General features: G+C 73.4%; 8 protein-coding genes and 1 pseudogene. 2 read left to right on the top strand and 7 right to left on the bottom strand.

Going from position 1 to position 9,488, the window contains the following annotated elements; translation table 11 throughout:
- Positions 1 to 91: 91 nt before the first annotated feature.
- The 4 genes from dnaK to ACWC21_RS26920 all read right to left on the bottom strand — a co-directional run bounded on the left by dnaK (position 92) and on the right by ACWC21_RS26920 (position 5,272).
- Entirely contained in the window at positions 92 to 1,963 is a 1,872-nt protein-coding gene (gene dnaK, locus ACWC21_RS26935; RefSeq protein ID WP_450885407.1) for a molecular chaperone DnaK, read from the bottom strand.
- A 153-nt stretch (positions 1,964 to 2,116) separates the two neighbouring features.
- Positions 2,117 to 2,542: an OsmC family peroxiredoxin gene (locus tag ACWC21_RS26930; protein ID WP_450885406.1), complete on the bottom strand. Its 426-nt coding sequence runs from the start codon at positions 2,540 to 2,542 to the stop codon at positions 2,117 to 2,119.
- A 40-nt stretch (positions 2,543 to 2,582) separates the two neighbouring features.
- Positions 2,583 to 4,751, bottom strand: coding sequence for a phage holin family protein (locus tag ACWC21_RS26925; RefSeq protein WP_450885405.1), 2,169 nt, complete (start codon positions 4,749 to 4,751; stop codon positions 2,583 to 2,585).
- Between the two features lie 89 nt (positions 4,752 to 4,840).
- Positions 4,841 to 5,272, bottom strand: coding sequence for a hypothetical protein (locus ACWC21_RS26920; protein WP_450885404.1), 432 nt, complete (start codon positions 5,270 to 5,272; stop codon positions 4,841 to 4,843).
- Positions 5,273 to 5,356: 84 nt separating this feature from the next.
- Between ACWC21_RS26920 and ACWC21_RS26915 the strand changes: the two genes are divergently transcribed.
- Together ACWC21_RS26915 and ACWC21_RS26910 are read left to right on the top strand one after the other, a co-directional pair.
- Positions 5,357 to 6,130, top strand: a complete 774-nt coding sequence (locus ACWC21_RS26915; protein WP_450885403.1) for an MBL fold metallo-hydrolase — start codon at positions 5,357 to 5,359, stop codon at positions 6,128 to 6,130.
- A complete protein-coding gene (locus ACWC21_RS26910) occupies positions 6,127 to 6,762 on the top strand; it encodes a DedA family protein (RefSeq protein ID WP_450885402.1) in 636 nt (211 codons plus the stop codon). The genes ACWC21_RS26915 and ACWC21_RS26910 overlap by 4 nt, the downstream gene beginning before the upstream one ends.
- A gap of 40 nt (positions 6,763 to 6,802) precedes the next feature.
- On the opposite strand, the gene ACWC21_RS26905 is transcribed toward ACWC21_RS26910, so the two are convergent.
- The 3 genes and pseudogenes from ACWC21_RS26905 to ACWC21_RS26895 all read right to left on the bottom strand — a co-directional run.
- Positions 6,803 to 7,858 carry an MBL fold metallo-hydrolase gene (locus ACWC21_RS26905; protein WP_450885401.1) on the bottom strand — a complete coding sequence of 352 codons (1,056 nt, stop codon included), beginning with the start codon at positions 7,856 to 7,858 and terminating at the stop codon, positions 6,803 to 6,805.
- Entirely contained in the window at positions 7,855 to 9,174 is a 1,320-nt protein-coding gene (locus ACWC21_RS26900) for an aminotransferase class I/II-fold pyridoxal phosphate-dependent enzyme (RefSeq protein WP_450885400.1), read from the bottom strand. Before ACWC21_RS26900 ends, ACWC21_RS26905 begins: the two co-directional genes overlap by 4 nt.
- A gap of 33 nt (positions 9,175 to 9,207) precedes the next feature.
- Positions 9,208 to 9,488 (bottom strand): annotated as a pseudogene (locus ACWC21_RS26895) (hypothetical protein); the annotation flags it as partial.

Genomic DNA, 9,488 nt, shown 5'->3' with positions numbered 1-9,488 from the left:
GACCTGCTGAGGTGCTGGACCGGCACCTGCACCACCTGCGGCCGACCACTCACCACACGCAGAACCAGAGCCAGAACCTAACGAAGCACTACTAGGCCGCTCCGCCCTTGGTGTCCTTCTCGTCGTCGACGATCTCCGCGTCGACCACACCCTCGTCGCCCTCGCCGCCCTCGGCCCTGGTGTGCTGTTCGGCGGTGTCCGTGGGGGTCTGCTGGGCCTGGGCGTACATCGCCTGGCCCATTTTCTGGCTGACGGTGGCGAGTTTCTCGACGCCGGTGCGCAGGGCGCCCGTCTCGGCGTTCTGCTCCAGCAGGCTCTTGACCTCCGTGCACGCCGACTCGACCTCGGTCCTGGTGTCGGCCGGGATCCTGTCGCCGTTGTCGCGGAGGAACTTCTCGGTCTGGTAGACGAGTTGCTCGGCCTGGTTGCGGGTCTCGGCGGCCTCGCGGCGTTTGCGGTCCTCCTCGGCGTACTGTTCGGCCTCCCGCATCATGCGGTCGATGTCGTCCTTGGGCAGGGCGGAGCCGCCGGTGACGGTCATCTTCTGTTCGCGGCCGGTCGCGAGGTCCTTGGCCGAGACGTGCATGATCCCGTTGGCGTCGATGTCGAAGGCGACCTCGATCTGCGGGACGCCGCGCGGAGCGGGGGGCAGGCCGGTGAGGTCGAAGACGCCCAGCTTCTTGTTGTAGGCGGCGATCTCGCGTTCCCCCTGGTAGACCTGGATGCCGACCGAGGGCTGGTTGTCGGCGGCGGTGGTGAAGATCTCCGAGCGTCGGGTGGGGATCGTGGTGTTGCGTTCGATCAGCTTGGTCATGATGCCGCCCTTGGTCTCGATGCCCAGGGACAGCGGGGTGACGTCGAGGAGGAGGACGTCCTTGACGTCGCCGCGGATGACGCCTGCCTGCAGGGCGGCGCCGACCGCGACCACCTCGTCCGGGTTGACGCCCTTGTGCGGGTCCTTGCCGGTGAGGTCCTTGACGAGGTCGGTGACCGCGGGCATGCGGGTGGAGCCGCCGACGAGGATGACGTGGTCGATGGCGGAGAGCTGGACGCCCGCGTCCCGGACCGCCTGGTGGAAGGGGGTCTTGCACCGGTCGAGCAGGTCGGCGGTGAGTTCCTGGAACTGAGCCCGGGTCAGTTTCTCCTCGAGATGCATCGGGCCCTCGGCGGAGGCGGTGATGTAGGGCAGGTTGATGCTGGTCTCGGACGACGACGACAGCTCGATCTTGGCCTTCTCGGCGGCCTCGCGCAGTCGCTGCACGGCCATCTTGTCGCCGGTGAGGTCGATGCCGTACTGCCCCTTGAAGCGGCTCGCGAGGTGCTCGACGATCCGCTGGTCCCAGTCGTCGCCCCCGAGGTGGGTGTCGCCGTTGGTGGCCTTCACCTCGATGACGCCGTCGCCGATCTCCAGGAGGGAGACGTCGAAGGTGCCGCCCCCCAGGTCGAACACGAGGACCGTCTGCTCCTCGCCCCGGTCCAGGCCGTAGGCGAGGGCGGCGGCCGTCGGCTCGTTGATGATCCTGAGGACCTTCAGGCCCGCGATCTCGCCGGCCTCCTTGGTGGCCTGGCGCTGGGCGTCGTCGAAGTACGCCGGTACGGTGATCACCGCGTCGGTGACGTCCTCGCCGAGGTAGGCCTCCGCGTCCCGCTTCAGTTTCTGCAGCACACGTGCCGACAGCTCCTGGGCCCGGTAGCGGGTGCCGTCGACGGAGCCCTGTTCGGGGAAGCGCCAGTGCGCGTCGCCCATGTGCCGCTTCACGGAGCGCGCGGTGCGCTCGACGTTGGTGACGGCCTGCCGTTTTGCGACCTCGCCGACCAGCACTTCGCCGTTCTTGGCGAAGGCCACGACCGACGGGGTGGTCCGCGCCCCCTCGGCGTTGGCGACGACGGTGGGCTCGCCGCCTTCGAGGACGGCCACCACCGAGTTGGTGGTTCCCAGATCGATTCCGACCGCGCGTGCCATCAGTCGTCCCCTTCCGCCAGGGTGCCGGCGCCCGCCGCCCTCCCAGCACAGAACCCGAGCGGGCCGTTGTCAATGGCGGGTACCCCCAGGGGGCCGGACGAGACGGTGCCGCGCCCCCGCTCGGAGGGCGCGGCACCGGTCCGGAGCGCGAGGTCAGGCGAGTTTCGCCGACAGGGTGATGGTGGTGCCGGCGAGGGCCTGGCTGACGGGGCAGTTCTTCTTGGCGTCCTCGGCGGCGGCGGCGAAGGCGTCGTCGTCGAGACCGGGGACGGTGCCCTCGACGGTCAGGTGGATGCCCGTGATGCCCTCACCCGGCTGGAAGGTGACGTCGGCCGAGGTGACGAGCTTGGTGGGCGGGGTGCCGGCGCCGGCCAGGCCGTGCGACAGCGCCATCGAGAAGCAGCTGGAGTGGGCGGCGGCGATCAGCTCTTCGGGGCTGGTCTTCCCGTTCGCCTGCTCGGCGCGCGACGGCCACGACACCGGCTGCTCGCCGATGCCGGAGGAGTCGAACGTGACGACGCCGTTGCCCTCGAGCAGGTTGCCCTCCCAGACGGTGTGTGCGGTGCGCGTGGTTGCCACGGTGTGTCCTTTCGCGGGTGGTTCCGTCGTGCCCATCCGATCACATTCCGGCCCGCGGCACCCGCAGTACCCGGTTCACCCGCGGTGAACGGCGGGCGGCGTTCAGACGGCCCCTCGTGTCCCGGCCCGTCGCGGCCGCCTCGGCGGCGTCGCCGGCCGGTGCCTCCGGTTCGCCCGGCTCGCGCAGCCAGCGGCGCAGGACGCGGTGCACCTGCTCGGCCCCGGCGAGTTCCGCTCCGTCGTCGACGGGCGGCGACAGGGTGAGGGGGGACAGCAGGAAGGGACGGGACTGGGGGCCGCCGAGGCCGCCGTGGGAGCCGATCTGCTCCTCGAAGGCGAGGACTTCGCCGTCGGCGGGGTCGTGGAAGGAGTTGACCATGATGTCGGCGGTGTGCGGGAAGGAGTGGGTGCGGCGGACGGCGTCGGCCGCACCGGGTCCGAAGACGGCGAGCGGGCCGGGTTCGTCGTCGAGCCGGCCGAGGGGGATCTCGACGCCGTACGGACCGAGCACCACGCCGTCGTGCCGGGCGCTGCGCACCAGCAGGAAGCCGATACCGGGGTGGTTGGCGAGGGTGGCGAGCAGGGCGGGGTGGCGGGCGTCGAGCTCCTCCTTGGTCATGCGGTGGTGGACGTCGGGGAACGAGATCAGGCCGAGGTTGCCGGAGGCGAGCACGATCGGCTCCGTGTGGGGCGCGGGTCTGTGCCGTTCGCCGCGGGTCTCGTCCGGGCGGCGCAGCGCGGCGCGTACGGCGGCGCGGGCCTCGGCTCCGCTGTGGGTGCGTTCGGCCTTGCGCGGGACGGGCAGGCCGCAGCCGGCGCGGACGAGGTCGGCGAGGGTGAGGCCGTAGCGGGCCCGGAAGGTTTCGCCGGGGCTCTGTCCGTGGTCGGACAGGACGACGATCCGGTAGGGGCGTGGGGCGTGTTCGGCGACGTTCGCGATCAGGACGAGGGACCGGTCCAGCCGGGCCAGGACCTTGTCGGCGTCCCGGCTGCGCGGCCCGGAGTGGTGGGCGACCTCGTCGTAGGCGACCAGGTCGGCGTAGACGGCGGTGCGGCCGGCGAGCATGTCGCCCATCACGGCGGCGACGACGACGTCCCGTTCGACGACGGTCGCGAAGGCGCGGATGAACGGGTAGAGGCCGCCGCGGCCCACGCGCGGGCGCTGTCTTCGTATCCGGGCGCGGGTGGACTCGCCCATTTCACGGCCGACGTCGGCGATGAAGGACAGGGCGGTGCGGACGGCGTTGGCGGGGTCGGAGAAGTAGGCGAAGTAACCGGCCCGGGAACGGTTCTCGCGGCCGCGGCGCCGGCCGGCTATGGACAGGACGAGGGCCTGCTCGTCGGCGCCGCCGCTGAAGAGGTTGCCGCGGCTTGCTCCGTCGTCGGTGAGCAGTCCGCCGTCGTCTGTATGCGATATGGCGCGGCGCTGCAGTTCGGCGGCGCTCGTCGGGCGATTGCACACCATCACCTCGCCCCTGTCCTTCTCGTACCAGCGGAAGGCGGGGACGTCGAAGGTACTGCCGTGCAGGATGCCGAGCTGGCTGGCCCCGGTCTGGCTGGACCAGTCGGTGCGCCAGGGAGTGAGCCGGTGCGTGGGCCGTTCGCCGTCGCCGACGGCCAGCCAGCGGCCGACGGTGGGCATCATCCCCTTGGCTACGGCGTCCCGGAGTACGTCGTGGCCGACCCCGTCGAGCTGGACGAAGACGGTGCCGGGCGTCTCCGGGCAGCGGGGGCGGGATCTGCGGCGGCGCAGGGCGAGCCGGGAGAGCCGGCGCCGGTAGGCGTCGTCGTCGCGGACGGTGAGGGCGGCGCCGGTGGCGGAGGCGACGGCGGACATCACCGCGGCGACGATGACGGCGGTCTCGGGTGCGGCCTCGCTGTCTCCGGAGGGGTTGATCCGCAGGGCGAGCAGCAGCAGCGAGCCGTTGAGGAAGAACACCAGCAGGCCGAGGACGAGGGCGGGTACCAGGAGCAGCAGCCGGACGAGGAGGGGCCACACGACGGCCGAGAGGATGCCGAAGGCGCCGGCGCCGAGGGCGGCGGTGACGGCTATCCGGGTGGCGCTGTCGCTGCCGGACGACCGCAGGTGGAAGTCGGGCAGGAGGCCGGCGAGGACGAGCATGGTGAGGGTGGAGACCGCCCACACCGCGATGCTCCGCCCGATCTGACCGGCGATCCGCCGCCAGCGCCCGCCACGCACGCCCCGCACCCCTTCGAGGTCCCCGGCCCGCGGCCACCGCGGGCGTTGACGCCCCCACCCTGTCACACGGGCGGCCCGGCGACGGAGGCCGGTCGTGGCTACCGGCCGTCGTACCCGGCGGTGGGCATGGAGAGCCTGCGGTGGACCCGCGCCTTCATCTGTGCGTCGTAGCGGGGTTCGGCCCGGCCGACGGTCTCCACCCGTACTCCGCGACGCGCGCACTCCGCGGTGAACTCCTCGACGGAGGACAGTGCGGACTCCAGGACGCGGCGGCTGGGGGCGACGAACAGGTCGAGTCCGGGGCGGACGCCGTCCCACAGCGCGTTGTGGTCGGGGCGCAGCCGTCGTACGAGGAGTTCCCGGGCGACGACGTAACCGTGCTCGGCGGCCCATCGCGCGCACATGGCGTGCTGGCTGCGGGAGTCCACGAGGAACGGGTCGATCTCCAGCTCCTCGAGAGGAGTCAGACTGGCGATCGCGGTCACCCTTACCAGCGCGGCCCTGCCGGAGGCACCCCGTACCTGTCCCATGGCGTCCCCCTCACCTCCGGGTTTCGCCGCCGACCCTACTCCTGCCCGTAGGCTTCGGGGGAGTCGCGCGAAGGAGGCAAAGAGGTGCCGGTGGAGATCACCTGGTGGGGTCACGCCACCTGCACGGTCGCGGACTCGGACACACGAGTGCTGACCGATCCCCTGTTCGCCCGCCGACTCGCGCATCTGCGCCGGCGCAGGGGCGCGCTCCCCCCGCCCGGGGCCTGGCACGCCGACGTGGTGCTGGTGTCGCACCTTCACGCGGACCATCTGCACCTGCCCTCGCTGGCCCGGCTCGCGCCGGGCACGCGCCTGCTCGTGCCCCGGGGTGCGCCCCGCGCCGTGCCGGGGCTGCGCCGGCTCGCCGGGCTGCGGGTCACCGAGGTGGTGCCCGGTGACCGTGTGGAGGTGGGGCCGCTGGTGGTGCGGGCGGTGAGCGCGCGGCACGACGGGCGGCGGCTGCCGGTGGGGCCCCAGCGCTCCCCCGCGCTCGGGTACGTCGTCGAGGGCGAGGCGCGGACGTACTTCGCCGGGGACACGGGTCTGTTCGAGTCGATGGCCGAGGAGGTCGGGCCGGCGGATGTCGCCCTGCTGCCGGTGGGCGGCTGGGGCCCGTACCTCGGGGACGGTCACCTGGACGCGGGACGGGCGGCGCGGGCGCTGGCCCGGCTGGCGCCACGCAGTGCGGTGCCGGTGCACTACGGGACGTACTGGCCGATCGGCATGGACGCGGTTCGTCCGCACGAGTTCCACGCGCCGGGTGAGGAGTTCGTGCGGCTGGCGGCGGTGCACGCGCCGGAGGTGGCGGTGTACCGGCTCGGGCACGGGGAGAGCGTGCGCCTGGAGGTCGCCCGGTGATACGGCTGGCCGCCGTGGTGTCGGTGCTGCCCACCGAGTCCACCCAGCGGGCGATCGGATATCCCTCGCTGTTCCTGCTGGTGCTGCTCGGGGCGCTGCTGCCGGTCATACCGACCGGGGCGCTGGTGAGTTCGGCGGCTGTGGTGGCGTTCCATCAGACCGCGCCCTTCTCACTGGCGCTGCTGTTCGTGACGGCGTCGCTGGCCGCGTTCCTCGGGGACGCGGCGCTGTACTGGCTGGGCCGGCGCGGTATGGGTTCGAAGAACGGTTCGCGGTGGCTGGCGGCCATCCGGGCGCGGGCGCCGGAGGACCGGCTGGCGCAGGCGCAGGAGAAACTCGCCGAACACAACGTGGCGGTGCTGGTCCTGTCGCGGCTGGTGCCGGCGGGGCGGATCCCGGTGATGCTGGCCTGTCTGATGGCCGAGTGGCCGCTCAGGCGCTTCGCGCGGGGCAACCTGCCCGCGTGCCTGGCATGGGCCGCGACCTATCAGGTGATCGGGATCCTCGGCGGGTCGTTGTTCCCCCGTCCCTGGGAGGGCGTGGTGGCGGCGGTCGCGCTGACCGTGCTGGTCAGCGCGACCCCGAGCGTGTGGCGCAGGGCCCGCCGGGCGGTCAGGGCCGACGCCGGCTAGGGGGGTGCCCCGCGACCCGGGACGATCCACAAGGCACCCACTAGGGCAGCACCCTGGAGCCTCCCACCGGCAGGTCCCACAGGTCCCCCCGGTGCAGGCCCGCCTTCTCCCAGGCCGCGCGGACCCGGGTCAGGGGTTCCAGCACCGGTTCGGCCGACAGGACGAAGGTGCCCCAGTGCATGGGCGCCATACGGCGCGCTCCGAGGTCCAGGGCGGCCTGCACGGCCTCCTCCGGGTCGCAGTGGACGTCGCTGAGCCACCAGCGCGGGTCGTAGGCGCCGATGGGCAGCAGGGCGAGGTCGATGCCGGGGTAGCGGTCGCCGATGCGGGAGAACCAGTGGCCGTATCCGGTGTCGCCCGCGAAGTAGACGCGCTGTCCGTCGGGGGCGGTGAGGACCCAGCCGCCCCACAGGCTGTGGCAGGTGTCGGTGAGGGTGCGCTTGGACCAGTGGTGGGCGGGCACGAAGTCGAAGCGGACACCGGACAGTTCGGCCGCCTCCCACCAGTCCAGTTCGGTGATGGCGGTGAACTTGCGGCGCCTGAACCAGCGGCCGAGGCCCGCGGGCACGAACACCGGGGTGTCGCGCGGGAGTCGGCGCAGGGTCGGGGCGTCCAGGTGGTCGTAGTGGTTGTGACTGATGACGACGGCGTCGACGCGCGGCAGTTCGTCCCAGTCGACGCCCACGGGCGTGATGCGGGCCGGGGTGCCGAGGATGCGGCGGGACCATACCGGGTCGGTCAGGACGGTCAGCCCGCCGATGCGCACCACCCAACTGGCGTGGCCCGCCCAGGTGACGGCGACGGTACGGGCATCCACGCGGGGCAGGCGGCCGGGGGCGTAGGGCAGTCGTGGGATGTCGGCGAGTCCCTCCCGGCCCGGACGTACGGCGCCTTCGCGGGCGAAGCGGGCCATGGCCTTCAGGCCGGGCAGCGGAGCGGTCAGCCGGTTGTGGAAGGTCCGCGGCCACACTCTGGTCTCGCCGAGGGGGCGGGGTTCCGCGAGCGGGGGGCCGGGGAGCGGGAGGGGTGACGTGGCCGTCGGATCGTCGGCTTCCGAAGTGGTCTGGGTGGTGGTCGACTCGGACTGCTGCGTCATCGAGGAGGCTCCCATCGCTGAGCGTCGTCGCGGAGATCGTCGAAGACCGATCTCAAGGAGATCAACACGCGTTGCACGTGTGGCAGTTCCAACGGCGTGGGTGAGGTGAGGCATTCCGTGCGTTCCTCGTCCGTGCCGCCCAGAAGCGGACCGGTGGCGAGCCGCACGCGCAGCGCCGCCAGGTCGTCGCCGAAGCGGTGGCCGCCGGGCGCGGGCATGCCGAGCCGGGCGGTGAGGAAGTCCTCCAGTTCCTGCGCGTCGCCGACGCCGTGCCCGCCGAGCGCGGTGCGCAGCGGTTCCAGGTCGACGTAGAGGTGCCGGCCCGCCTGCGGCGGCCGGGCCAGGGCGCCGGCGGCGGTGACGGCGGCGTGCGCGGCCGCGGCCACGCGCGCGTGCAGCCGTACGGCGGCGTCGCGGCGTGCAGTGACGGGCTCGGGTTCGTCCAGCGCGTACCCGGCGGCGGCCGCGACGGGTCCGGCCACGCTCGCGCCGAGCGCGGTGAGGATGTCGAGCACGCGCGCGTGGAGCGCTTCTCCGGCGTCCGAGGCGGGGAAGCGGGCGACGGCGGCGGGCCAGCCGGGCGGCAGCAGGGAGCCGGCCAGATCGGTGACCACGGTGACGTGGTCGGGCAGCATCTCGGCCGGGCCGATCAGCACCGTCTCGTGCGGGGCGTGCAGGGTGTCGCGCCAGGTCTCGTCGCTGACCAGGTGAAGTCCCTCGCCTACGGCCGCCTCGAGGGTCTCGTGGAGCAGTTCGGGCGGTGCGACGGTGGCGGTCGGGTCGTCGGCGACGGAGAGCACGAGCAGTCGCGGGTCGCCGCCTTCGGCGCGGACACGGCGTACGGTCTCCAGCAGCGCGTAGGGGTCGGGGACGCCACCGGATTCGGCGGGGGTGGCGACGTGGAAGGCGGGTCTGCCCAGCAGGCGGGCGTACGGTGCCCACCAGGCGGCGCAGGGACGGGGCACCAGGACGTCACCGCCCTGCGCGGCGGTCAGCGCGAGCAGCAGCGGCGGGGCACCGGGGCCGGCCACGACCTGGTGGGGCTGTGTGGGCAGGCCGCGCCGCGTCCAGTACCCGCACGCCGCCTCCAGCAGCGCCGGGCCGCCGCCCACGGGCCGGGCCTCGGCGTGGTTCGCGGCGGCGGCGAGCACCGCGGAGAGTTCGGGCAGGACGGGCAGTCCGTCGCCGGGCAGGGACGGGCCGTAGCGGACGGGGCCGTGGCCTTCGGGGCCGGCCGCGGGACGCGGGTGGGCCGGGTGGTGGTCGTGGGGGCCGGGACGGGCGGAGCCGTTGCGTTCCGGGTCCGTCCGCTGCATGTCCGCCTCCGCGCAGTCCGTGTTGCCGTCCGTTCAGAGCCCCGGGTACCCGGAGGTGCGCCGGCGCATCCGGTGGACCGCGCCCGCGCCCGATGCGGCGATCAGCACCGCGCCGGCGACCAGGGCGGGCAGGGAGCCGGCGAAGGCGCCGCCCTCGCCCGCGTTCACTCCGTGCCCGATGGTGGGCGGGGCGCAGGAAGGGTCGCCGCCGGGCTCGGCGCAGTCGTGGCCGCCGTCGGCCTGCCCGCCGCCGTCCCAGCCGCCGTCGGTCTTTCCGGTCCCGTCTCCGCTGCCGGTCTGACCGCCGCCGTCCC

Source organism: Streptomyces sp. NPDC001348 (assembly GCF_053597535.1).
Note: the sequence above shows the minus strand (reverse complement) of the source record. Positions and strands in the feature narration are given on the sequence as shown.